Genomic DNA, 25269 nt, shown 5'->3' with positions numbered 1-25269 from the left:
AGAGCCTTGCTTTCTTGTGTGTTCTTGTTATAATTATTGAAGCTTGAAATTTGGTATTTTTTTAAGGGGATGTAAAAATGTGTTCAGAAATATATAAAAATAAAAAAATGATGCCGGTACTTGCACTTTTATGTGCATTGTTATGGGCACTTGCATATCCGTTTATTAAGCTTGGATATAGGGAACTTGGAATTGAAGCCAATGATTTAGGCAGCAAGATCCTGTTCGCTGGAATTCGTTTCCTTTTCTCAGGATTACTCGTGTTACTTATTTCAGGAAAAAAGCTGGTATCTAGGAGTCGTATAAATAAAAATATCTGGAGATGGCTGTTATTATTTGCACTTATTAACACATCCCTGCATTATCTATTTTCATACATTGGTTTAGGATATATTCCCAGCTCAAGAGATACAATCATTGACTCTATGGGAAGTTTCTTTTTAATCCTTCTTTCATGTATGATTTTTGCTGATGACAGAATGACGGTATATAAAGCAATGGGGTGTATTCTGGGTTTTGGTGGAATAATACTTATGAATGTAGAACCGGGATATTTATCTATCCTGCAAAAATGTGGAATCTGTCCGTACTTGGAATCGTTCTGATTATTGCATTAACACTCATTTCAGCAATAAGTTTCAGCGTATACAATTCTCTTCTTGCAAATCATCCTATCAGCAAGGTAGCTATATTTAATGCGTTCATTCCTGTTTTCGGAGTGGTATTTTCGTGTATTATTCTGGGAGAAGCTTTCCAGTGGAAATATCTGATAGCTGGAATTATGGCTACAACAGGAACATATTTAGCAAATCACACGGGTAAGATTTAAAAATATATGCCAGTTATGAAAAATACTGAGTCTCATCAAAAACAATGAAACTCAGTATTGTATATTATTTTCTATTTAAATATCAAATTCTTTTTTACAAATTTTCACCAGTTCCGGTATTACACTGTCAACAATAATCTTGCCTCGTTCTGCACTGGATGAAACACTGCTTGCCAAAGCTCCGCTTTCCGGTACATCGCCTTTATACAGCGGATAACGGAAATAAGGTAATGCCACCGTAGGAGGTGCTTCTACTGCACGTTCGAAGTGTACCAGTTCCGGTGCAAAATACATCATCAGAGAAGTTTCCGTTACAGCTGCATGTTCAAACGCCCAGCCTGGAAACGGGACTTCATCAAAAACTTTATCTATCACATCTTCCGGCATTGGATCCCACCAGTTAGATTCGACAATAGTTGCCGCCCCTTTTGTGTCCCTGTTAACCAGATCCATAGCTTCTACTACAAATGCTTCATTTTCAAAATGTGCATTCATGATAAATATTTTTGTAAATCCATCTTTCACCAGTTCCATCAAGACATCATATACCATATCAATCACTGTTTTTCCATTTAAGTCAATGGTTCCAGGGAACAATGGACCGCCACCGCTTAGTGGTTTGGATTTATATCCATAAGATAATGTTGGCATAATAATTCCATCTATCTGCTCTGCCAGATAATGAGAAAACTTTTCTGCTATTTTTGCATCTGTGCAAAGAGGCAAATGCTGAGCATGCTGTTCTGTTGCTCCAATTGGTAATATAACAACCGAATCTTTCTTTTTTTCAAATTCCGGCCATGTAATTTCATGCATATAATATGACATTTCCTGTCTCCTTTCTTGCTATTTTACTGGATCCACACAAGCTTTATATCCATTCTGAGTTTTCTGACTATGATTGATATATGTTGAAATTCCAATCATAAAGATAGCTGACACCAGAATCGCTAACAAACATGAGAACCAGTAGTTTATTGCCATACCATAGTTAAATACCAGGTAAGAAACCGGACCTGCAATGGCTGAAACAATGGCTCCCTCTTTTGTAGATTTTTGTGAAATAATTGCTGAAAATAATGGAACACCAATACATGATCCTATTCCGCTTAATCCAAGGTATAGTACAACACTTAAAAATTCAGGCGGATTTACGAAATTAAATCCAAAACAAATTGCTGCAATTACAATAACCGCAATTCTTGTAACCAGAACTTCCTGTTCCGGTGTTGCATTTTTATTAATAGTCTTTGAATAAAAATCACGCCCGATGGCCTGCCCTACTACCAGAAGAACAGATGTTGCTGTTGACATCATTGCTGCAAAAATACCAATCATCATTAGTGCTGCTGCCCATGTAGGAAGCATTTCTTTCGCCATGGTTACTGTTAAATAATCTGCTGGAACATCTGGGAATAATACACGTCCTGTCAGTCCACAAAGATAAAAACTATTATAAACAGAACTTAAAATCAAAGCTGTAATTAAAAATGTACCGATAGTCTTTCTCTTGATATCTGGAATTGCAAGAAATCTTGAACATAAATATGGCTGACTGATAAAAATCACACACCAGAACATAAAGTTACCGATGACTCCAGATAAAGACATTTGTGCATCAGATGCTTCTGCCTGTACAATATTCAGCATATCCGGATTAATCTCTGCAAGTTTCATTTCCAGACCATTAAACCCTCCAACTGCTTTCAGAGACAGTACAACCAGCACTACACTGATTACCAGCATTGGCAATCCCTGCACAAAATCTGTCCATGCCACTGATTTTAAACCACCTACAATAACATAAAATACAATAACTACAGAAATAATTGCAAGGCCTGCCTTAAATGAAATGCCAGTAAAGGATTCCAGTAATACCGCTGCTCCTTTAAACTGTGCAACCAGAGGAAATATGTAAAAAACAGAAATAACCCCTGCAATAATCAATCTTAAAGTCTCACTTTTATAACGATCCCCAAGATATTCCGGAATTGTAAGAGATCCCAGTTTTTCAGCCTGCATTCTCATTTTAGGCATAAGCAAAACCGCCGGAATGATTAATCCTGGAATTACTGCAATTACAACCCAGTAATAAGGCCACCCTACCGTCGACATAATACCAGGGTCTCCCATAAAACAGGCTGCACTGATAGATGACGTTACATATGAAAATGCCAGTACTACTGTTGGAGTACTTCTTCCTCCAAGATAATAATCTACGTCTGCTGATCCGCTGGTAGTTCTGTTTCCTAACTTACCGGATATAAACGCTACCAATCCTACAAATATTAAAAATCCTATGAAAAAAATCACTGATGTTTGTTGTAATGTCATTTTTGTCCTCCCTGTTCAGTAAACATTTTCATCTATGCAGTCATTGTGTCTGCAGATACACCATTTTTTGATACTTTTGTTACTTCTTTATCTAATGGTTCTTTTTTTAACATAAATACCACTACTACTGCTGTTGAAACAGCCATTGAAATCAACTGTGCTCCCATCATAATCTGCCATGTCATCATAACGCTTCCCATCCTTTCCTGCTGAAAACAAAAAAAGGAGTTCACACAGATTATCTCTGTATAAACTCCTTTGTTTATTGAATGTGTTTTTCTTTTGATGCTGTCATTATATCCACGTTACTTTCTATAAGTCAACCCAACTTTAATATTATACATTAAATTTATCTTTTCTGTACAAAATCTCTTTTCTATTCTTGTCCATTACCAACAAGTTCTTGCATATCCATTCTTTAACACTGAATCTTTTTATGCTATAATCCCCGAGGAGGTTTTTTACAAATGAGTGATTTTATTTTTAGTTTAAATTCTACCATTCCGATTTTCTTTCTGATCTTTTTGGGATGGTTTTTAAAAAATAAAGGCTGGTTTAACGATTCATTTATTTCAACTGCAAACAAATTTGTTTTTAACATCGCTTTGCCTGTACTTGTTTTTCGTGATATTTCAGGAGCACCTATCCGTGAAGTTTTTCAGCTAAAATATTTTCTCTACTGTATGATCGTAACTTCTCTGATGTTCTGGGGCATCTGGCTTCTTGCAGAAATATTTATCAAGGATAAATCAATTATAGGAGCCTTTGTACAGGCTTCTTTCCGGGGAAGTGCCGCCATTCTTGGAATTGCATTTATTGAAAATATTTACGGTCATTCCACCATGGGACCTTTAATGATCGTCGGCAGTGTTCCTTTATATAACATTTATTCGGTTATCGTTTTAACATTTCGCGGAGAAAATAGCAAAGAAGGCACCGGGTCCATCAAATCCGCTTTTATTAATATTGCAAAAAATCCGATTATTTTAGGAATCTTGGCTGGACTTCCTTTTTCATTTTTCAGTGTGGATTTTCCAGTTATGATTGATAAATGTATTAACAATGTGGCAGTTATGGCAAGTCCATTGGCACTGCTTTGTGTCGGTGCAGGATTTGAAGGGCGAAAAGCCCTGGCAAAAATAAAGCCTACAATTGTCGCAACTATTACGAAATTATGGATTCTCCCGGCTCTGTTCCTTCCTGTGGCCATTTATCTTGGCTTCCGAAACGAAGGTCTGATTGCCATTTTAATCATGCTTGGTTCTCCAACCACTGTCAGCTGTTATGTCATGGCAAAAGAAATGGGCAATGACCATGTGCTTACTTCCAGTATTGTTGTACTGGCAACTGCACTTTCATCTATCAGCCTAACCATGTGGGTATATCTTTTAAGGATATTCTCATATATCTGATTTTCTGTTATAATAATATATTAGATGTGAGATGACTCGCGAGCGGGTCTTGAAAAGTTGTACATAATACTTTACTATCGTACGAAAGGAGTCTCTTATGAAAAAAGCTTTACGAAATGAAATGATTAAAAAAATATGTGTCAGAGATGGAGATAACATCCTGGATGTTGGATGTGGAGATGGAACATTTTTGTACGAATTAACCCAATGGCGTGACGCAGAAGGCTATGGTACAGATTCATCTGAGGATTCCGTAAGAATTGCCAATGATACATATCCTGAACTGCATATTGACACTGGATATAGCGATTTTCTTGCTTTTGATGATGATATGTTCCGCATCATTACTGTATGTGATGATTTCCACAAGTTTGAAAATCCTCAAAAATTTATCGAAGAAGCTGCCCGTGTTCTGGCACCTGGTGGAAGACTTTATATCGGCGAAATCGCCTTGCCTGAATTCATTCGACTGATTTGTAATATTCCGTCTTATATTATTCCTTCTAAAAAGAACAAATATCATTCAACCTATGAGATTCTGGATTATTTCAAACAGGCCGGTCTGACCAAATTCCGGGTATATAAGAAAAAAAAGCTGCTTCTTATTTCAGCAAAAAAACCATTATAGAAAAGCGGACAGGTACGCTTCAATTTTTCCTGTAACAAAAAAGAACGATTTTCTTATCGTTCTTTTTTATTTCCACAGCCATTGAAAATATGAATGATTTTCCAGAGATTTTACTGTCTTTTCTCCTAAAAGTTTTTTCATCTTTTTTTTAGCTTTCTGGTTAATTTCCATTTCATCATCCTTTGTAACACATAAATCAGGAAACATAACACACCACCAGTTATGTCCCTGCGCCTTTCCGATATCAATTCGCAGAGCATCATAGATTCCTTCCGGAAATTCATAACTTCCATAATTGATCTTAGGAAATTCTTCCGTGGTCAGATAGACATTCACTTTAGCTTTTTCTCCACACTGTCTTAATACTTTATTAGCTGTCTTTTCTATTCCTTTCCTGTTTTCTTTAATGATTCTGACTGCTTCTTCTTTTGTTCTGGCATTTTCCATATAAGGGCTCATGTAGGCAATGACTGCATCTCGAACAGAAAGTTTATTTCTCTGATCCTTTTCATCATCACTTTTTGCCCGGATATGAAATCTTATAATGTTATCTCTTAGACATTCTTTGATTTTTGTCTGAGAATAATTCCATTTCCAAATACCGGCGGTCAGGATTATTCCTATCACTGCCATTCCGGCAAACATCTTTTTTTTCTTCATGACTAGAAGATGCCCTTTTTTTTAGTTTTTATTCATATCCAGTTCATTAATTTTTTATAGAAAAATGTTAGAATTATCTTATCATTTATAGGAGGTCAACTTATGAATATCTTGCTTACTCTCAACGACAACTATGTACGTCCCTGTACTGTCATGCTGCATTCTATTATAAAATCCAATCCATCTTCCCAGATCCATTTTTATATAATCTACCAGAACCTTACATGGGAGAACCAGGATATCCTTGCACATTCTGTTTCTGGATATCAGATGACATTTCTTCCGTTTCCTGAATCTTATCTAAAGGATTGTCCAACATCCAAGCGCTATCCCGTTGAAATGTACTTCCGTTTGTTTGCTGCAGAACTCCTTCCTGATAATCTTGACAGAATTCTCTATCTGGATCCTGATATGATTATTATCAATCCGCTGGATCAGTTGTATCATATAGATTTTGACAATCATATCTTTGTGGCAACCACCCATGTACAGAAATTTTTCAGTAAACTAAATGAACATCGCTTAAGTTTAGAAGAGGACACTCCTTATATAAACACTGGTGTTCTGCTGATGAATCTTAAAAAGTTAAGACAGGAACATAATCAGAATAACATTCATTCTTTTATCAAAGAAAATAAAATGAGGCTTCTTCTTCCAGATCAGGATGTTTTTACGGCTCTTTATGGAAACCAGACCAAACTTGTGGATGCCTCCATCTATAATCTTGGAGAAAAATATTTACTGACCCACCATATGACTGGAGTTCTTACAGATAAATCTCTTGACTGGGTTAGAAACAATGCTGTGATCATCCATTACTACGGAAAAAATAAGCCATGGAAAAAAGACTATGTAGGAAATCTGGATATTTTTTATCATGAAATGGAACAGGATATGCTATAAATTGTCATTACTTTTTTTAAAATAGGGGTTGACGAAGACTATCCCCCTGTAGTATTTTATGAATACAAGGTCATATGACTGACGGAATCAGTGGAATCAACCACATGAAGTATGATCATTAACAAGCCGACCGTCTGGGCAATCTGCCTGGAGGTGCGGCTTTTTTATTTTATCAGCAATATCTAAAGTCACATCAGACGTATCTTTCATACACATTTTCCAGGCATTGTTTCTTAAAATTTTATTTTATATAAGGAGGTCAAATATGACAGTTGGCAGAGTCCATTCTATGGAATCCATGGGATTGGTAGATGGACCGGGGATTCGAACGGTTATATTTTTTCAAGGATGTTCTTTAAGATGCCGGTTTTGCCACAATCCTGATACATGGGAATTTAGCAGTGGTGAAATTACTGACCCTGAGACACTTGTAAAAAAAATATCTCGTTTCAAACCCTATTTCAAAAATACCGGCGGAGTTACTTTTTCAGGAGGAGAGCCTCTAATGCAGCCGGATTTTCTATTGGAAACTTTGAAACTTTGTAAACAGGAAAATATTCATACCTGTATTGATACTGCAGGCTATGGAATGGGCAGTTACGATGAAATTCTTGAGTATACAGATCTGGTGCTTCTTGATTTGAAACATGTCAGCGAAACTGATTACAAACAAATGACAGGACGCACCATGGATCGATTTCAGGAATTTTTATCAGCACTGGAAAAATCCGAAACACCTATCTGGATTCGCCATGTTGTTGTTCCTGGAATCACAGACAGCCAGGAGCATATGGAAAATCTTAAAACTTATATCAGCACCATACCAAATGTTGAGAAAGTCGAACTGCTGCCGTACCACCTGCTTGGCAAAAACAAATATGAAGTTATGGGAATTCCTTACTCTTTAGATGGAGTTCCTGCAATGGATAAAGAAAAAACAATGGATTTACAATCAAAATATTTTGGAGGATATGATCATGCTTAGCCAATGGAATGGATTTAGAGAAGGAAAATGGAATAAAGAAATTAATGTTAGAGATTTCATTCAGAAAAACTATACCTTATACACTGGAGATGATTCGTTTTTAGTCGGACCTACTGAAAAAACAAAAAAGGTCTGGGATAAATGCGAAAAACTGCTTCTGGAAGAAATGAAAAAAGGTATTCTTGATGTAGAAACAGACATTATTTCCGGCATCACAAACTTCAAACCCGGATATATTGATAAAGAAAACGAGGTTATTGTCGGATTACAGACCGATGCACCTTTAAAACGTATGGTAAATATGTACGGTGGAAAAAGAATGGCAAAAAGTTCTCTGGAACAGTACGGCTATAAATTAAACCAGGAAATCGACAAACATTTTGATGAGTATCGTAAAACTCATAATGAAGGAGTATTTGATGCTTACCCTGAAAGAACCAGAAAGGCAAGACATGCCGGATTATTAACCGGTCTTCCGGATGCATATGGCCGTGGACGTATCATTGGTGATTACCGCCGGGTGGCATTATACGGAATTGATTATTTAGTAGAAGAAAAGAAAAAAGATCTGGCTGAACTGGACGGTCAGATGACAGAGGAACGTATCCGTTTAAGAGAAGAAGTATCTGAACAGATTCGTGCTCTTGGAGCAATCAAGGAAATGGCCGCTTCTTATGGGGTTGATATTTCAAAACCTGCCTCCAGTGCAAAAGAAGCTATACAGGCAACTTATATGGGATACCTTGCAGGAATCAAAGAAAACAACGGTGCTGCAACATCTCTTGGACGTACTTCTACTTTTCTTGATATCTATATTGAAAGAGATCTTCAAAAGGGTATCATTACTGAGGCCGAAGCTCAGGAACTTGTAGATCAGTTTATCATTAAACTTCGTCTGGTACGTCATTTAAGAACACCTGAATATAATGAGTTATTTGGCGGAGATCCAACATGGGTAACAGAATCCATTGGAGGTGTTGGAGTCAACGGAAAACCTCTTGTAACTAAAAATTCTTTCCGTTACCTTCACACATTATATAATCTCGGAACAGCACCTGAACCGAATCTGACAGTACTCTGGTCTGAGAAATTACCGGAAAACTTTAAACGCTTCTGCTCTAAAGTCTCAATTGATACAGATTCTATTCAGTATGAAAATGATGATATTATGCGTCCTGTTTACGGTGACGACTATGCTATTGCATGTTGTGTATCAGCAATGAAAGTAGGAAAACAGACACAGTTATTTGGTGCCAGATGCAACCTTGCCAAGTCTCTTCTATATGCTATTAATGGTGGAAAAGATGAGAGATATGGTACGGAAGTTGTCCCTGGAATTGAACCGATTACCGATGAGATTCTGGATTATGATAAAGTAATGGAAAACTACAGAAAAGTATTGGCATATGTTGCTGAATTATATGTAGATACCGTTAATATCATTCACTACATGCATGATAAATATGCCTATGAAGCAAGCCAGTTTGCTCTTCATGATACGCATATGGAACGAATTGCGGCATATGGTATTGCCGGATTATCTATTGCTGCAGACTCATTATCTGCAATCAGATATGCAACTGTAAAACCTATTCGTAACGAAGATGGTATTGCTGTGGATTTTGAGACCATAGGAGAATTTCCAAAGTACGGAAATGATGATGAACGTGCAGATGATTTAGCTGTAGACATTGTTACAACATTCTCTGACCAATTAAAGAAACATCCGGTATACAGAAATGCAATCCATACATTATCTGCGCTTACCATTACTTCTAATGTTATGTATGGCAAAAAGACAGGTACAACTCCAGATGGACGTAAATTAGGAGAGCCTTTAGCACCAGGAGCAAATCCAATGCATGGACGTGATAAAAACGGTGCTCTGGCATCTTTAAACTCTGTTGCCAAAATTCCTTACCGCAGTGTATGTCAGGATGGGGTATCCAATACATTTTCTATTGTTCCAGATGCTCTTGGAAAATCTCAGGAACAGAGAGAAGAAAACTTAACAGCCATCCTGGATGGTTATTTTGTACAGGGTGCACATCATTTAAACGTAAATGTATTAAATAGAGAAACATTAATTGATGCCATGGATCATCCAGAAAAATATCCGACACTGACCATTCGTGTATCTGGATATGCTGTAAACTTCAATCGTTTATCTAGAGAACAACAGGAAGAAGTAATCAGCAGAACTTTCCATCAGAGTATGTAATTTTTATTAATGCTAATTTCCTTTTTTAATAACTATATAGTAGAAAACAGCCGGCGATATTTTTTATTGCCGGCTGTTTTCATGTATTATTTATTTTTTTGTCCTACAGACATATGAAAAACTTTATCTGCAATACTCATGGTTGACTTTCGATGAGATACTAAGACAACTGTTTTTTCCTTACAAGATTCTTCTAAAGATTTCAGGACAATTCCTTCATTTAAAGAATCCAGATTACTGGTTGGTTCATCCAGCAAAAGCATTGGTGCATCATGAAGAAATGCTCTTGCAATTCCAATTCTCTGCTTTTCTCCTCCAGACAATGAATCTCCCAGTTCTCCTACTTTTGTGTCGTAACCTTCTGGCAAAGATGCAATAAAATCATGAATCGAAGCCTTTTTTGCTGCCTCTATAATTTCCTCTCTGGAGGCTCTAGGCTTTCCGATTGCAATGTTATTTGCAATAGAGTCATGAAATACATGGGTTTCCTGCGTCACATAAGATTGGGTATCCCTAAGATTTTTTGTTGGAATTTCTTTTACATTTTGTCCTGATACCAGAACATTTCCTTTATCTGCTTCCCAGAACCGCATTAAAAGCTTCAGCAACGTGGATTTCCCGGAACCGCTCACTCCATGAATACCAACAATTTTTCCAGGTTCCATAGTAAGAGAATAATCATTTAAAATCCGGTCATTTTCATATGCAAAAGATACATGTTCTATTTCTGCACCACAAAATTCTTCGGGCTGCCTGTCTTCTCCCGGTATCTCCTCTACGACCGGTTCTTCTTCCAATAGAGAAAGAACCCTTTCTCCACTTGCCAAAGTCTGATTCAGATTATTAGAAAGACTGGACAATGCAACTACAGGTCCGAAAGATCCCATCATCGCAATTGTGCAGGTCAGAACTCCATCTATATTCATTTCCCCATTTTGATATAAAGATAAGGTAAAAAACAGCATTCCAAAAGAACATAACAAAATCAGTAAATTTGTCAATGACCTTTGTACACCTTCCATTTTGCTCAAATCCTTCTGCATACTGGTCAGTTTTTCTGAACGTTCTGTCATCTGACATTCTCTGATTTTTCCCTGTCCGTATTGAATAGTTTCATCTAAACCTCTAAGAGAATCCAGTACAAAACTATTTAATTCTCCAAATCGGGTACGAAATTCCATTCCTTTCATACCCCCGCGCTTCCCGTTCCACGCAGGCACAATAACTCCCACAGCAAAATAGGCTGCCAGCGCAAACAATCCTGCCTGCAAATGATAACTTCCAATGAAAACGACCATAATAACAGATGTAATCAATGCAATTGCAATTGGTGAAATCGTGTGAGCATAAAATACTTCCAGTAATTCAATATCAGTAGTAATAATAGAAATCAAATTTCCTTTATCTCTTCCATCTAATTTAGCCGGACATAGTTTTCTCAATGCAGCAAATACTTTATGACGGATAATTGCCAGCAATTTAAATGCAATAAAATGATTACAGTATTGTTCAATGTAATGAAGCATTCCACGAAGAACCGCTGCCAAAACCATAATTCCAAATAACCGGATCACAGATTCTGTACCAAATCCGTCTACCAGTACCTGTCCTGCAAAAATCGTAAGAAAAATAGCACACAGATATCCTGCAACACCAAATATGACCGCTGCCAGCATAATGTGAAGAAGCGGATAAACCAATCCGATTAATTGCGCCATGATCTTTATAGTGCTTCTTCTTCCTTTCCTTTTTCATAGATGTGCCACCTTTCCATAGTTTTCTAACGCCTGCTGGCTGTTATACAGATGCTGATATTTCCCCTGCATTTTCATTAGCTGTTCATGGGTTCCTGTTTCTCTGATTTCCCCTTCTGACAGCATATAAATACAGTCTGATCCAGTTACATTAGACAATCGGTGTGAGATCAGCAGAACAGTTTTTGTTTTTGCCAGCTGATAAATAACATTCATTATCATTTCTTCACTTTCTGCATCAATATTGGAAGTTGCTTCATCAAATATGTACACTGGCGTATCATGCAGAAGTGCTCTTGCCATAGCCAGTCGCTGACGCTGTCCACCGGAAAAATTCTCTGCCCGCTCCAAAAGCTTTGTCTGCAATCCTTCCTGTGTATTCAGGAAATCAAGCAGATTTACTTTTTTCAAAACAGTTTCCATTTCTTTTTTTGTTGCATCCCGTTTTGCCATTTGAAGATTTTCTTCTACTGTACCTTTAAACAGGTAGCTGTTATGCTTCACCAGTGTAATTTTCTGCATAATTTCTGACTCTTTTAATTTAGAAACAGGTGTTCCATTAATTAAAATATTCCCCTGATAATTCCGGTTTTTTCCTGTCAAAAGCCCGGTAATAGTGCTTTTCCCACATCCGGATTCCCCTACCAGAGAAACAAAATTTCCCTCTGGTAAAGTTAAATTGATATTTCTTAAAATCATTCGGTCTGTCTCATAGGCAAAAGATACATTGTCAAATCTTATCTCTTTAATCGCATCCGTCAGATCTTCTTCTCCTAAAACCGGTTCTTCCAGATCCAGCAGATGAAAAATTTTATCACTGGCCGCCATCCCATTCATAGCAATATGGAAAAATGAGCCAAGCAGTCTCAATGGAATAAAAAATTCTGATGCCAGCAAAATAATACTTAATGTTCCAGCAAAACTTAAATTCCCGTTTAAAAATTCGGTGGCTGCCACAATCATGCCAATTGCTGCTCCTCCATATGCCACAATGTCCATAACACTGGTTGAATTCAGCTGCATGGTCAGCACTTTCATCGTGATGGTCCGAAACTTCTGTGCTTCCTGATCCATTTCTTCTGCCTTCTGTTTATCAGCCTGATAAATTTTTAAAGTTGTAAGACCTTGAAGATTTTCCAAAAAGCTGTCTCCAAGTCCTGTATATACACTCCAGTATTTATTTAACAGCCTTTTGGCAATCTTCTGAACTGCCACAATGGAGACAGGAATCAATGGCACGCAAATCAGCAGAACAACGCTGGCTTTCAAATTGAAAAATGCCAGAATCACAAACAATGTTACAGGTGCCAGAAGACCGTAAAATAACTGAGGCAGATATTTCCCAAAATAGATTTCCAGCTGCTCCACTCCCTCTGCACACATCTGCACAACTTCCGATGTGGAAACCTGCTCTCGATAGGAAACTCCAAGCCGAAGAAGTTTTTCATATATCTTCTCTCTTAAAATCCTTTTCACATCTGCACTTGCCTTATGAGATGCTCTTACAGACATATAGTCACAAAGGAATCGCAGCAGGATTGCTGCAATTAAAACAATGCCTGTCACTGATATCGTTTTAACGTCCACATTTTTCTCAATAACTTCCTCTAATAAAGCAGCAATAGAAACTACCGCTGCTATTTGTCCCAGAAGTGCAAGCCATTGCCATAAAACATTGTAAAAAATATATTTTTTAGCATGAGCCAACAGCTTCACCAGTCTTGTCTTAATCATATATTGTCTTCCCTTCTGTTGTTTTCAAAGTTTTGACTCCCGAAAAGAAATATAAAACATGGCACACCCAGACAATACTTAAACAAATTCTTCCAGCAGGAACATTTTTCATCATAAAAAAACCTATTGCCATAACAACCGTAACAGTTCCCACAATTGTGGCTTTTGCTTTCATAGTCATTTCTCTTCTCTTCACAAAACTTTCTAAATGCTTCTTATACAAATCGGTTCCCAAAAACCAATGGTGCAATCTTTTAGAGCTTTTTGCAAAACAAAATACTGTAGCCATATAAAAAGGCACCGTTGGAAAAATAGGCAGAACAATCCCCATAGTTCCAAGTGCAAGACACAAAAATCCAGCTAAAAGCCATATAATTTTCAATGGATTTCTTTTCATTTTTTCTCCTTATAATGTTAATACAAATTTCTGATTATTTACTGTGGCAATATTTAGATCAATTCCATATAACTGACGGAGACTATCGGTGGTAATCACCTGATCCGGATTTCCATCCACCACAACATTTCCATCCTTTAACCCGATTACCTGATCCGAGAAATGAATTGCCTGATTAATATCATGAAGAATCATAATAATGGTAATTCCATATTCCTGATTCAGCTTTCTAATCAATTGCAGGATTTCCAGCTGATACCTGATATCCAGATAAGTTGTAGGTTCATCTAAAAACAGAATTTTTGTATTCTGCGTTAAAGCCATTGCAATCCATACCCGCTGTCTCTGCCCACCGGACAGTCTGCTAACCTCACGATGGCGGTATTCTGTTAAATCAGTAACTTCCATTGCCCATTCAATCAGACGGGTATCTTCTTCCCTGCGTCCAGCAAGCATTTTCATATACGGTGTCCGGCCATAAGAAATTAAACGCTCTACAGTAATATCATCCGCTGCAGAGTTATACTGGTGCACAATTGCAATTTTTTTGGCAAGCTCTGTTAACCGCAGATTCCTGATATTTCTTCCATGGAGAAGTATCTTTCCTTTTCCCGGTACCACATTCTTCGTCATTAAAGAGAATAATGTAGATTTTCCACATCCATTTGCACCCATAATCGTTGTTATTTTTCCTTCCTGAATTTTCAGGGAAATATTTTTTAAAATTCTATTTTTTCCATAGGCAAAAGATAAATTCTTTACCTCCATTGCTGGTTTTTCCAATTGATTATCCTGCATATTTTCGGGACCCCCTTAGTAAAATAATGAAAAACGGACCGCCAATAACACTCATAATAACAGCTGCACTGACCTCATAAGGCGTAGCAATGGTTCTTCCAATGGTATCTGCCAGCAAAAATGTAAAAGCACCTGATAATGCTGAAAACGGTATCAGTACCTTATGGTCACTTCCTACCAGAATCCTTCCGATATGAGGTACGATCAGACCGAGAAAACTAATGGCTCCTGCAATGGCAGTTGAAATACCTGCAAGTAATACAGCTACCAGTGAAATAATTATTCTTGTAACATTTACATTCAGTCCTAATCCTCTTGCAGTTTTATCTTCCAGAGAAAGGAGATTACATTCTCCACTGAATAAAAGTGCTAAAAATAACCCGGCAGCTACATAAGGAAATAATACAGTTACATCATCCCATGTTTTCTGGGTAATATTGGCTTCTACAATTGCTGCCGCACCAGTTCTATCTCCCCCGGCCATGGATTTTAATGTACTTGCAAGCCCTGTAAAAAAAGCATTTACTGCCACACCAGTCAAAATAATACGTAAAGGACTAAGTCCTCCTTTCCAGGACAAACAGTACACAAGGAAGAATGCTATAACTCCACCTAGAAATGCTGCAAGAGGCGTAAAAAAGTATAGAGCTGGTGCAAATGCCGTAATCAGTACTGCCGCAAAACCTGCACCGCTGGAAATCCCGATAATACCAGGATCAGCCAGGGGGTTTTTAAGTACCGCCTGAAATAAAACTCCAGAGACAACAACTGCTGCACCTGCAAGAATAGATATGACAATTCTGGGAAAACGCAGATCATAAATAGTTGCCACATTGGCATTATATTTTATAAATAATCCTTCCATTAATTCTCCAAATCCAACCTGAAGGCTTCCAATATTAATGGCCGTAAAAAATAAAACAATCAATAATAGAATCATAATTGCAAAAGAGAAAACTGCACGCACCCTTTTTTTATGTTTCCGAATCTGATCTCCATTCTTTTTCTCGTCTGGTTCAAGTTTAAGAATTTTTACTATATTCATCTTTTCCTCCTGATTATGACTCATTTTCCGGATATAAAAGTGGCTGTAATTCTTCTAGTGCTTCCGGGTAATTAAATGTGGCACTCATACCAAATCTGTCATAGGTTAAATCGTGTACCCGTTTATTTTTCACTGCATCAAAGTGTTTCCAAACATCATTGGTTTCAAAATCTTTTTGAAACATTTTAATTACCTGATCTGGCAGAGCATGTGCCGCACGAAGGATCACATCCGGTTCTTTTTTCTTCATATCTTCCGTATTTACCGTCAAAAATTCCTGACTGTTATCAGAATATACATTTTCTCCACCTGCCAATTCTACTAAACTTCCTACATAGGAATTTGGCATAGCAATCACATAACTTCCGGGCAGTCCCATCAAAATCAGCACTTTCGGTGATTTTCTTTCTTTGTTTTTATTCTGATAACTTTTATAAAACCTAGAAAACTGGTCCACTAATTTCTGAGCTTTATCTTCTTTTCCAAAAATAACACCTAATTCCTGAATGGAACGATACATACCCTGCACACTTTTCAGATTTAAAAATGCCCACTCTGTATTTATTTCTTCGTATTTAGGCTGCAGATCTTCCTGCAGAGAGGAAGGGCCCAATATCCAGTCTGGTGACAGGGATGCTACAATTTCCATATCCGGACTCATGGCTGTTCCAATCTTTTTTACTTTTTTATAACGTTTTGGAATATCAGATACAGAGCTTTTACAGACACCCACCAGATTAAGCCCCAATTTGTCACAAATATCTGCTGTGGCAGGAGATGTTGCTATAATTCTCGGTTCCTTATTCATGGCTGCAACTTTTGCCCTGGCAGCTTCCACAGCCGCTTTTTCTTCAGGATCTGTGATTTCCAGCATAGTGTCAATGTTGACAATTTCCGTTTTGGTTTTACTGTTGCCTTGATCTTCAGGATGCTGATTGACACAGCCGCTAAATAACAAAGAAGTAATACATAAAAGACAAAGGATATTTATTTTTCCTATGTATTTTTTATTCATCATCATAGTCACTCCACCGATTCCAGTTTTTTCGATAGTAATATACAATTCCTGCTCCTGCTGCCAGTAAAATCAAGCCTGACAAGGAGATGGAAGTGGTCAGTATCACTATTCCTTTTCCCATTTCTCCTAACCTGCTTTCATCTTTCTTTTTACTACTTGTCATTTCGGACCTGGTAGATAAACTCAATCCCTGTGCATTTTCCAGATTGGAATCTTCCGTACTTTCTGCTATCTGATTTTTCTGAGATTCCTCTGTTACCATGGTTGCTTTTATACCAGAATTGTTTCCCTGAGAAAAATCACCTGGATAAAAGTAGAAAATCACATTTCTTCCCATCGGCTCTACATACATGGAACAGCGTACAATACAATCTTTATCAGGAACCTGAACACAAATATCGGCGGTCTTTCCGTTATCATCCTTTCCATTGGCAGTGACTGCCATGGCTGCTTTGGACCAGCCGGTGCTTCCTCTTTTCTGTACAGAAAAACTGTGGTTGCTGGTGTAATCCACCAGACTCATACGGACATTCAGATAATATTCTCCACTGTCTGCCGCTTCAAGAAGCCCCTGGGAGGCTACTGCACCTTCTACCATTCCCTGACCGGTAGCATAGGAAGAAGAACCTCCGGAATCTTCTATTTTCCCTGTAACCGGATGCTTATAACTGGGAGTGATTTTACATGTATACACATTTCCGCCAGCTGCTTTAATAATCACTGAAGCATCCGTCCACATACCTGTAAACAACATTACTACCAGAATTCCTGTAAAAAACTTTAGTGCTATATTTCCTGGTTTCATAACCTTCCTCCATTAAAACACGCCTCTGCTTTTTCCTTTATAAAACATTCCTGCCAACGATACTAAAATACTGATGACAGACGATGCAGCATTTGGTGTCTCGCCTTCCTCTGTACTGACAGTATTTGATTCTGAAATTTCTATGATACTTTGTGAATTATCACTGCTTTTCAACATATCCTGAGTATCCCCGATTATTGTTTCAGAAGATAGCGGTGCTTTTAAATTTCCTGTTCCTGCAATTAAAGAAGAACTTCCCAGACCACCAGAAGATAAACCTTTCCTTGTAGTATCCGTATCTTTGAATACCGATTCACCTGTTACGGATTTTAATGTTGACCAGTCCAGTTTCAAAAATACAGGCTGGGTTCCACTTCCTGAAGAAATAGATTCCATAATTGGAACAAATACTTTAAGGGGAACATATCCATCTGACAAAGCTTCTTTTATTAATGGAAATGTTACTTTATCAGGATAATTTGTTCCAAATCTATCCCTGACACGATTTCCTTCTGAATCTTTCTGATATGAATCTATGCTAACTTCTTTTACCGATCCTTTTGGTGCTCCATATTGATCCAGAGAATATCCGGATATAAAATATTTTAAATTGCTTAAATATCCAAACTGAGAATTAATCTCCAAACCTTTAAAATCCAGTGTCAGATAATATTTTCCTTTTTTTACTGCTAATTTAATGGTATGTCCAACTGCCTCATTTGCCATGGACCTGGTTTCTTTGTCTATTTTCAGCATCTGCCCAGAAACAGAGTATATTCCATCTTTTAAATTATTTACATCCAGCTTGTCACTGGTGTTTTTACTACTGCTTGTACTGGTGTTTTTACTGCTGTCTGTACTGCTGTTTTAAAGACTATCTTTATCTGTTGAATCTTCTTCCTCTTCTTTCATATCTTCTGGTATTTCCGTGCTGATTTGCTTTAATGTATCCCAATCAAGCTGCAATGTCATTAAGTTAAGAATCAGTATTGTTATCTCATCAACAGATATTCATTATGCCTGTTGGTGAGATTTTTATTTTCTGCATTCCAAAAAGACAGATTGATTTCTGCCTACAAAAAGATTATATTAAAGTTGATGTTAGTTGTGTCTGAAAGTGGTAAAAACACTCTGATGTCTGGACTTATCTCGTTTAAACGATCGTCCATCCCTGATCGGAGTCATTTCCATTAATATATGTCCTTCTACATCATTTGGAGTTTTTGCATTTCGGAGATAGTCCTTGCACATTTGGAGTGCATTGGTCATATTCGGCTTATATTGATACTTTCCACGATCTCTTTTATATCGCAAATGTTGGGTGATCGTGGTCGTAAAGTTATAAAAGATCATCTTGGCCCATATCTCCTGTTGCAAAAACTCTATTTTTTTGAATGAAATTCCAAAAGATTGGCAGAATACTTGATCAAACGAAAAGATGTTTCTATTTTCCAGCGTATACAATAAAGTTTTTTTAGTGTTTCTGGTGGAAATTTATTTGCTGGCAGATTCGTGATCAGACATTCTTTCTGTCCATTCGGAAGTACGATCATCACAAAACGCAATGTCATTTTTACATAAGGGTGTTCTTTGTTTATAAAATAGGGTGAATTTCTTGTAGCGACCCTTTTATAAAGCTCTGGATTAGCTTTTGTCCTTTTGTTTTGTGTTTTCGTATAAATATAGGTAACTGTTTTATCAAAAGTACCATCTCTTGGAAATGGATATCCTTTGATCATACTGCCCTGTCCAAAATCTTCTCTTGCACGGATCAGGAAATAGTTTCCATCATGTTGGATCTGTGCCATCAGCAGATAACTTTCATAGCCACGGTCTGCGATAAACAGAGCTTTCTGCGGAAAATTTTTACGTTCCAACATCACAGAAAATACGTGAGTTTCACTATGTGTTCGAAAAGGTTCGATATAAGCATCACAGTATCTTTCATTGATAAGATCATAGATACAGGAAACATGAAACTGATAAGCAGGTCGGGTAGAGTCTTTATTGGTACGTACGCGTGCGTATTCTTTATTTTCATTTATTCTGTCCATAGGGACCGTGACACCAGTACCATCAACAGATAAAATATGAAGATTATACAAAGTTTTATCTGGAAACGGGTCATTAAATCTGTAAAAAAGAGTTTGAAATGCAGACAATTTTAATTTTTTTTGCTGTTGAAGAAATGCAGAAGTAGTTGGAGTTTTTTCAACTTTTGGAATGTAGCGTTTTATGCAACGGCCAATGCTGCCAGCATCATAAGTAACAATCGTATTAATGGTATCTTGAAAGGATAGTTTTCTTTTTCTTGTAAAATCTTTTTCTGGATTTTTAACATACGAATCTCGATTTTTAGCCATATCATTTAATATAGTTAAATAACGTTTTTTTACTTTCTGTGCATACTTCATAATCATTCACCTCCTACCTAATACATCACTCTTTATCCTGAGTTTGTCAATATATAAAAACAGAGATAAAAGATAAATTTAAAACTTATCTTTTATCTCTGTTTTTCTTGGTGACTTTAGTCTGTTGAGTGCTGGAGTGTTCTTCAGAAGGAGAATGCTCCGGCACGAAATAATAAACCACCAGCTCTGCTGGTGGAGCACGATTTTGGCTTTAGCCGTATATAAAAAACCTCCAATGTTCTATAATTTGTGTGGGTCTCAAACCGCACAAAAGAACAAAGGAGGAATATCCAAATGGATAAGAAAACATTATCACATACAAAGTGGGAATGCAAATATCATATTGTATTTGCACCAAAATATAGAAGACAGATTGTATATGGGAATATCAGGGAAGATGTAGGAAGAATTCTAGGAATACTCTGTAAAAGAAAAGGTGTCGAAATCATAGAGGCAGAATGTTGTATAGATCATATTCATATGTTTGTGAGAATTCCACCCAATTTAAGTATTTCATCTTTTATGGGATATTTAAAAGGAAAAAGTTCTCTAATGATATTCGATCGACATGCGAATTTAAAATATAAATATGGAAATCGAAAATTCTGGTGCAGGGGGTATTATGTAGATACAGTAGGAAAGAATGCGAAAAAAATACAAGAATATATAAAGAATCAACTGCAGGATGATCAAGCATATGATCAGTTAAGTCTAAAAGAATATATTGACCCGTTTACGGGTGAGCCAGTAATAAAAGGCAAATAGGAAATCCTTTAAGGATTAGCCATGTAAATATGGTGCGGTTGAGGCTTTTTATTCGAGAGGTCTTTGAGACCTAAGCAGGTAAAAGTCCCTTACAGGGACAGAGCAAACCTCCACTTGTCAGTGGAGGTTATGATTAACTTAATGACATTGCACAGGCACTGCGAATTTGTAAAAAACGCACTCAAAAAGTGCTCATGTTTGCCACCTTGATTCTTTCAAATATTTGTTTTTCTTTTATTTCTGTCACATACACCTGAAGTCTATTCAAACCACCACACAGTGTGTATGTTATACGATATTAGTTGATAATTTTTGTATTCGTTAACAGAAGATGAAGGGGCTTAAACAGCACCGATTTGACGAAATAATTAAACATTCTCTTATCTTAATTTCTATGAGACCTCTCTGTATATTTTTTGATCTACAAATTCATAATATCTTTCGCCATCTCCAAAATCACATCTTCTGCCTGCGGCATAACTCCAATCATATCAAAAAAGCCATGATCACATCCTTGATATCGAATCGTTCTTCTTAATTTCCCATGATCTACACATCTTTTTGTAAATATATCTACACTAAATCTTAAGAAATCATATTCACCTACTACAGTAACAACTGGTGGAAAATCAGATAAATCTTTTTGATAAATAATTGATGCATATGGATTTTCAAGTTTTTCTTTTCCCAAATACAATTCCCTCATCATTTTCCCAGAATTATCTAATCTCTTCATACGACCAACAATATATTTTTCTTCATCTTCTGGAATATCATAGTAATTCTTATCCCAAGGATTTTTAGGATTATTCGAATTATCAATATCACAACATGGATAAATCTCAAATAACAAGCGAATCTTATGTTCTTGATCCATTAATGCACATGCATTTGCAATACTGGCACCCGCACTGTCTCCAGCAACCACTATTTTATTTTTATTTCCGTTCAATTCATCTGCATGATCATAAATCCAATTTAAAATTTCAAATGCATCCTCAATTCCTGCTGGAAATGGATTTTCTGGTGCTAATCGATATTCTGGAAAAACAACACATGCCTGAGCTTTCTCCGCTATAAATCGGCATTGATTCTCAAACTGTGTATGATCACCTGTCATAAATGCTCCCCCATGAATGTATAGAACAATCGGCATATCTTCTTTATTATCAGGATAATAAAAGAATGTATTAATATAATGTTCATTCACTTGAATTAATTTCTGCTTTGTATTAATCGTATTTTCTGTCAGATCATAGTTCTTCTTATCAGGTCTGTAACGTTCCCCATATAATTGAAATGCGTCAATCGAAAATTCTGTTGGCAAATTTTTGATTTTTTCTTTTGCTGCTTTCAACATTCTTGGATCCATTCCAGATGTCTTTTCAATTTCTGGAATAGGTTTTACGATGAATTCTACACCATCTTCCATTACAGATTTAGAATCATTCTGCAATCTCGCCACCAATTCTTCTTTATACTTGCGCATCTAATCCTCCTTTGCCAATGTTGCGAAAATCGGATCTCCTGCTATGATTTCTTCTCCTTTCGCTAACATTTGTATATCTTCATAATCTTGTGTATTTGAAATTGCCATAATCGTTGTTTCATCGATGTTATTTTTCTCAAATACTGTCTTATCATATGTTAATACTTTCTGTCCTTTTTTTACAGTATCTCCTTCTTCTACAAAGACTTTAAATCCTTCTCCTTCCAAATTCACTGAATCAATCCCAACATGCATTAAAACCTCTGTTCCTTCTTTGCTTTTAAATGCCATTGCATGTTTTGTCTGAAATACAGATGCAATTTCACCGTCAACTGGAGAATAGCAAACTCCATCATTAGATACAATTCCTACTGTTTTTCCAATGACTCCTGTTGAAAATACTTCATCTTTGATATCTTCCTGTTTTACAATCTTTCCTGATGTTACGCTGACAACTTCTGAATCATCGACATTTTCATTTAATACGATGGATGCAGTATCCACATCTTCCGCAGATTCTTCATCATAATCATCATAAACACTGTCATCAAATCCTAAGATCCATACAGCGATCATTGTAACACCTATCGTAAGTGCTGCTGTGATGATTGCATGCTGTAAGTTGCTTGAATATTTTGCACTATAGTATCCTGGAATTCCTACAACTGAGAACAATCCAAATGCGAAAACTTTTAAATGTACAATACCCGCATAAATTCCTGCAACTGTTGATCCAATAATTGTAGCATATAATGGTTTTTTCATTTTAACACTGATTCCATATAATGCTGGTTCTGATGTGCCACCAAATAATCCTGAAATTGCTGCTGGAATTGCTAGCTGACGTAATTTTGAATTCTTTGTTTTTAATAAAACCGCTAATGCTGCTGCTCCCTGAGATAATGTAAAGCATAAAAATACAACTAATACAAATTCATCATATCCAACTTCTGCAATGGATGTCATTGCTACTGGAATTAAAGCAAGATGCATACCTGTCATACATAAGAAACTTGTTACAAGTAAAGTTAATGCAAGTGCAACCCATCCTGCTTTTGCAAAAATTGTCTGTAATACAACGGCTAATCCCTGTCCAAAAATTGCTCCTGCAGGTCCTGTTACGATTAATGCAATCGGTGTCATAAATAAAACAATTAATAATGGTCTGAATAAATGTACCACAACTTCTGGCAATATTTTGTCAATAAATTTCTCAATATATGACATCACCCATACTGTCAGGATAATCGGTACAACAGTTCCATTATAACTTGTCTGTGTTACTGGCAGTCCTAAGAAATGAATTGCCATATGTTGTTCCTGTGTCTGTGTTACCATACTTACAAAATTAGGATGTAATAACACTCCCGCAATTACAATTGCCAATACTTCATTACATTGAAAACGTTTGGCAGATGTATATGCAAGAATCACTGGCATAAAATAAAAGACGGCATCTGATGCTGTACTTAATAATGCATATGTCTGGCTCTGTTCTGGAAGCAAATTCAGCATAGAACAAATCGTTAATAATACCTTGATCAGACCTGAGGCTGCTAATGCCGGAACTAATGGTGCGATACAACCAGAAACTGTTTCTAAAAATCTGTTTACTATATTTCCTTTTGCTTTTTCCGGTTTCTTTCCTGCACCTGCAATTCCATATGCATCCTGTATTGCTTTGCATAAATGGATTGCTTTCGGTCCTACAATAACCTGATACTGATCTCCAACAATTGATGTTCCCATAACACCATCAATTTTCTTAATTGACTCTTCATCATATTTTGATACGTCTTTAATGTACATTCTTAATCTCGTCGCACAGTTTGTAATTGACTTGATATTTTTGGCGCCTCCTGCTGCCTCTATAATCTTTTTTCCTAAAGTTTTATTATCGCTCATATTATTTCTCCTTAAAAAATAAGAAACCAAGAGTCCATAAAGACTCTTGGTTTCGCCGATTTGAATTTATTCATCGTTACAATCCAATTATTTTTTACTTTTTGTTATAATATTTTCAATATGTACTGTTAAATATAACTGTTCTTCTTTGGATATCTTATAATTGTATTTATTATCTACAAATTTTACAACTGACTGAGTACAATTAAATGCCTTCTTATATTGTTCTTTTACAATATGATATAATGGATTATCTTCATCTATGTACTGCTTATTTTCTAAAAATAGTCTCTGGGCAAAAAATTTTAAATGTGTGATAAACCGATAATAATATACCGATTCTTCATCAAAGTCTAATCCCATCTGATATTTCACAATATTCGTAATCTCTTTTACAAGCTTCATGATATCAACCATTTTGGAAGATTCCAGATTTTGCTGCGCATTCACAAAATGAAATGCTATAAAACCGGCTTCATCTTCTGGCAGTTCTACTTTCAGCTGATCTTTAATAATCTCCAATGCCTGACATCCAATCTCATATTCCTTGTTATAAAATCGTTTGATATCCAATAATAATGGATTTGGAACCTGCATTCCATCCAGATAGCGCTTTACCGCCATATGGATATGATCTGTCAATGAAATGTAGATATTATCATCTATCTCTGCATCTAAATATTTCTTTGCTCGTTCAATAATACAATTACTGACTTCTAAATATTTTGATGGAATATCCAATAATATTTCCTGAAATTTCATTGAAAAATCTTTATTTGATGGAACAAATTGTTTCTCAACTTGTTCTACATCAACACAGTCTCCTGCTTTCTTGTCATAAGTAATTCCTTTCCCCATAACAATAATTTCGTTTCCAGTTTTATCTGTCACGACAGCTACATTATTATTAAGTTTTTTCTTAATTTTCATGTATCTCCCTTTCCAAATGATATATTCCAAGACTGGCCTCACCTTTTCTTATATCCGTTTCAGCAAATTCATGCCAAAATAAAAAATGACCCTATAATTTATGCAATAACATATACTATACAGGTCATGCTTGGCTTCACAATCGCAATCCAATTTAAATGTCTAATAAAACAGAGTATCGCCCATTACTTAAAACGGTCACAATCTCTATACCTTTTTATTATACCCACTGCCATAGCAATT

General features: G+C 36.4%; 25 protein-coding genes and 1 riboswitch. Of the genes, 8 read left to right on the top strand and 17 right to left on the bottom strand.

Features of this window, described 5'->3' with window-relative positions:
* The first annotated feature begins 77 nt into the window (after positions 1-77).
* The gene (locus BHF70_RS08535) at positions 78-605 is read left to right on the top strand and encodes a DMT family transporter (protein WP_075759821.1); all 528 of its coding nucleotides are present in this window, start codon (positions 78-80) and stop codon (positions 603-605) included.
* A complete protein-coding gene (locus tag BHF70_RS13120; RefSeq protein WP_075759820.1) occupies positions 572-829 on the top strand; it encodes an EamA family transporter in 258 nt (85 codons plus the stop codon). Before BHF70_RS08535 ends, BHF70_RS13120 begins: the two co-directional genes overlap by 34 nt.
* A gap of 75 nt (positions 830-904) precedes the next feature.
* On the opposite strand, the gene BHF70_RS08525 is transcribed toward BHF70_RS13120, so the two are convergent.
* Genes BHF70_RS08525 through BHF70_RS12470 form a run of 3 tightly spaced genes read right to left on the bottom strand, consistent with a single transcriptional unit; the run spans position 905 to position 3363 of the window.
* The gene (locus BHF70_RS08525) at positions 905-1657 is read right to left on the bottom strand and encodes a creatininase (RefSeq protein WP_143249382.1); all 753 of its coding nucleotides are present in this window, start codon (positions 1655-1657) and stop codon (positions 905-907) included.
* 18 nt (positions 1658-1675) lie between these two features.
* Positions 1676-3163 (bottom strand): sodium:solute symporter family transporter, encoded by a 1488-nt coding sequence (locus tag BHF70_RS08520; RefSeq protein WP_075759819.1) that lies wholly within the window; start codon positions 3161-3163, stop codon positions 1676-1678.
* 32 nt (positions 3164-3195) lie between these two features.
* Positions 3196-3363, bottom strand: coding sequence for a hypothetical protein (locus tag BHF70_RS12470; RefSeq protein WP_158024885.1), 168 nt, complete (start codon positions 3361-3363; stop codon positions 3196-3198).
* 267 nt (positions 3364-3630) lie between these two features.
* On the opposite strand from BHF70_RS12470, the gene BHF70_RS08515 reads away from it, so the two are divergent.
* Together BHF70_RS08515 and BHF70_RS08510 are read left to right on the top strand one after the other, a co-directional pair.
* The gene (locus tag BHF70_RS08515) at positions 3631-4575 is read left to right on the top strand and encodes an AEC family transporter (protein WP_075759818.1); all 945 of its coding nucleotides are present in this window, start codon (positions 3631-3633) and stop codon (positions 4573-4575) included.
* Positions 4576-4672: 97 nt separating this feature from the next.
* Positions 4673-5203: a class I SAM-dependent methyltransferase gene (locus BHF70_RS08510; protein WP_075759817.1), complete on the top strand. Its 531-nt coding sequence runs from the start codon at positions 4673-4675 to the stop codon at positions 5201-5203.
* A 66-nt stretch (positions 5204-5269) separates the two neighbouring features.
* Here BHF70_RS08510 and spoIIR read toward each other — a convergent pair whose 3' ends face one another.
* Positions 5270-5863 carry a stage II sporulation protein R gene (spoIIR, locus tag BHF70_RS08505; RefSeq protein ID WP_075759816.1) on the bottom strand — a complete coding sequence of 198 codons (594 nt, stop codon included), beginning with the start codon at positions 5861-5863 and terminating at the stop codon, positions 5270-5272.
* A gap of 102 nt (positions 5864-5965) precedes the next feature.
* On the opposite strand from spoIIR, the gene BHF70_RS08500 reads away from it, so the two are divergent.
* The 3 genes from BHF70_RS08500 to pflB all read left to right on the top strand — a co-directional run bounded on the left by BHF70_RS08500 (position 5966) and on the right by pflB (position 9972).
* Complete coding sequence (locus tag BHF70_RS08500) at positions 5966-6766, top strand: glycosyltransferase family 8 protein (protein ID WP_075759815.1); 801 nt, start codon at positions 5966-5968, stop codon at positions 6764-6766.
* A gap of 64 nt (positions 6767-6830) precedes the next feature.
* Positions 6831-6913: riboswitch (ZMP/ZTP riboswitch) on the top strand.
* Positions 6914-7031: 118 nt separating this feature from the next.
* On the top strand, positions 7032-7751 hold the full coding sequence (pflA, locus tag BHF70_RS08495; protein WP_075759814.1) for a pyruvate formate-lyase-activating protein: 720 nt from the start codon (positions 7032-7034) through the stop codon (positions 7749-7751).
* Entirely contained in the window at positions 7744-9972 is a 2229-nt protein-coding gene (pflB, locus tag BHF70_RS08490) for a formate C-acetyltransferase (RefSeq protein ID WP_075759813.1), read from the top strand. Before pflA ends, pflB begins: the two co-directional genes overlap by 8 nt.
* 86 nt (positions 9973-10058) lie before the next feature.
* Here the strand turns inward: pflB and BHF70_RS08485 are convergent, their stop codons facing one another.
* The 10 genes from BHF70_RS08485 to BHF70_RS08445 form a co-directional block, all read right to left on the bottom strand.
* A complete protein-coding gene (locus tag BHF70_RS08485; RefSeq protein WP_075759812.1) occupies positions 10059-11690 on the bottom strand; it encodes an amino acid ABC transporter ATP-binding/permease protein in 1632 nt (543 codons plus the stop codon).
* A 33-nt stretch (positions 11691-11723) separates the two neighbouring features.
* The gene (locus BHF70_RS08480) at positions 11724-13460 is read right to left on the bottom strand and encodes an ABC transporter ATP-binding protein/permease (protein ID WP_075759811.1); all 1737 of its coding nucleotides are present in this window, start codon (positions 13458-13460) and stop codon (positions 11724-11726) included.
* Entirely contained in the window at positions 13453-13857 is a 405-nt protein-coding gene (locus BHF70_RS08475) for a YbaN family protein (RefSeq protein WP_075759810.1), read from the bottom strand. Before BHF70_RS08475 ends, BHF70_RS08480 begins: the two co-directional genes overlap by 8 nt.
* Before the next feature lie 9 nt (positions 13858-13866).
* Positions 13867-14655: an ABC transporter ATP-binding protein gene (locus BHF70_RS08470; protein WP_242946360.1), complete on the bottom strand. Its 789-nt coding sequence runs from the start codon at positions 14653-14655 to the stop codon at positions 13867-13869.
* On the bottom strand, positions 14645-15700 hold the full coding sequence (locus tag BHF70_RS08465; protein WP_075759809.1) for a FecCD family ABC transporter permease: 1056 nt from the start codon (positions 15698-15700) through the stop codon (positions 14645-14647). Before BHF70_RS08465 ends, BHF70_RS08470 begins: the two co-directional genes overlap by 11 nt.
* 13 nt (positions 15701-15713) lie before the next feature.
* On the bottom strand, positions 15714-16721 hold the full coding sequence (gene isdE, locus BHF70_RS08460) for a heme ABC transporter substrate-binding protein IsdE (RefSeq protein WP_442855742.1): 1008 nt from the start codon (positions 16719-16721) through the stop codon (positions 15714-15716).
* On the bottom strand, positions 16708-17523 hold the full coding sequence (locus tag BHF70_RS08455; protein ID WP_075759808.1) for a heme-binding Shp domain-containing protein: 816 nt from the start codon (positions 17521-17523) through the stop codon (positions 16708-16710). Before BHF70_RS08455 ends, isdE begins: the two co-directional genes overlap by 14 nt.
* A 12-nt stretch (positions 17524-17535) precedes the next feature.
* Positions 17536-18279, bottom strand: a complete 744-nt coding sequence (locus tag BHF70_RS08450; protein WP_075759807.1) for an NEAT domain-containing protein — start codon at positions 18277-18279, stop codon at positions 17536-17538.
* Positions 18280-18624: 345 nt separating this feature from the next.
* Positions 18625-18876, bottom strand: coding sequence for a hypothetical protein (locus BHF70_RS12675; protein ID WP_009265526.1), 252 nt, complete (start codon positions 18874-18876; stop codon positions 18625-18627).
* 29 nt (positions 18877-18905) lie between these two features.
* Complete coding sequence (locus BHF70_RS08445) at positions 18906-19937, bottom strand: IS4 family transposase (RefSeq protein ID WP_242946358.1); 1032 nt, start codon at positions 19935-19937, stop codon at positions 18906-18908.
* A gap of 294 nt (positions 19938-20231) precedes the next feature.
* Here BHF70_RS08445 and tnpA point away from each other — a divergent pair, with 294 nt between their 5' ends.
* Positions 20232-20702: an IS200/IS605 family transposase gene (gene tnpA / locus BHF70_RS08440; protein WP_075758696.1), complete on the top strand. Its 471-nt coding sequence runs from the start codon at positions 20232-20234 to the stop codon at positions 20700-20702.
* Positions 20703-21123: 421 nt separating this feature from the next.
* On the opposite strand, the gene BHF70_RS08435 is transcribed toward tnpA, so the two are convergent.
* From BHF70_RS08435 to licT, 3 genes are all read right to left on the bottom strand, one after another.
* Positions 21124-22191: an alpha/beta hydrolase gene (locus tag BHF70_RS08435; protein WP_008392363.1), complete on the bottom strand. Its 1068-nt coding sequence runs from the start codon at positions 22189-22191 to the stop codon at positions 21124-21126.
* Positions 22192-24096: a beta-glucoside-specific PTS transporter subunit IIABC gene (locus tag BHF70_RS08430; RefSeq protein WP_075759806.1), complete on the bottom strand. Its 1905-nt coding sequence runs from the start codon at positions 24094-24096 to the stop codon at positions 22192-22194.
* A gap of 87 nt (positions 24097-24183) precedes the next feature.
* Positions 24184-25026, bottom strand: coding sequence for a BglG family transcription antiterminator LicT (gene licT, locus BHF70_RS08425; RefSeq protein WP_075759805.1), 843 nt, complete (start codon positions 25024-25026; stop codon positions 24184-24186).
* Positions 25027-25269 lie beyond the last annotated feature (243 nt).

This window comes from Anaerostipes sp. 494a (genome assembly GCF_001940315.1).
Lineage (GTDB): Bacteria > Bacillota > Clostridia > Lachnospirales > Lachnospiraceae > Anaerostipes > Anaerostipes faecalis.
The sequence above is the reverse complement of the archived record's forward strand: the minus strand, read 5'-3'. Positions and strand labels throughout refer to the sequence as shown.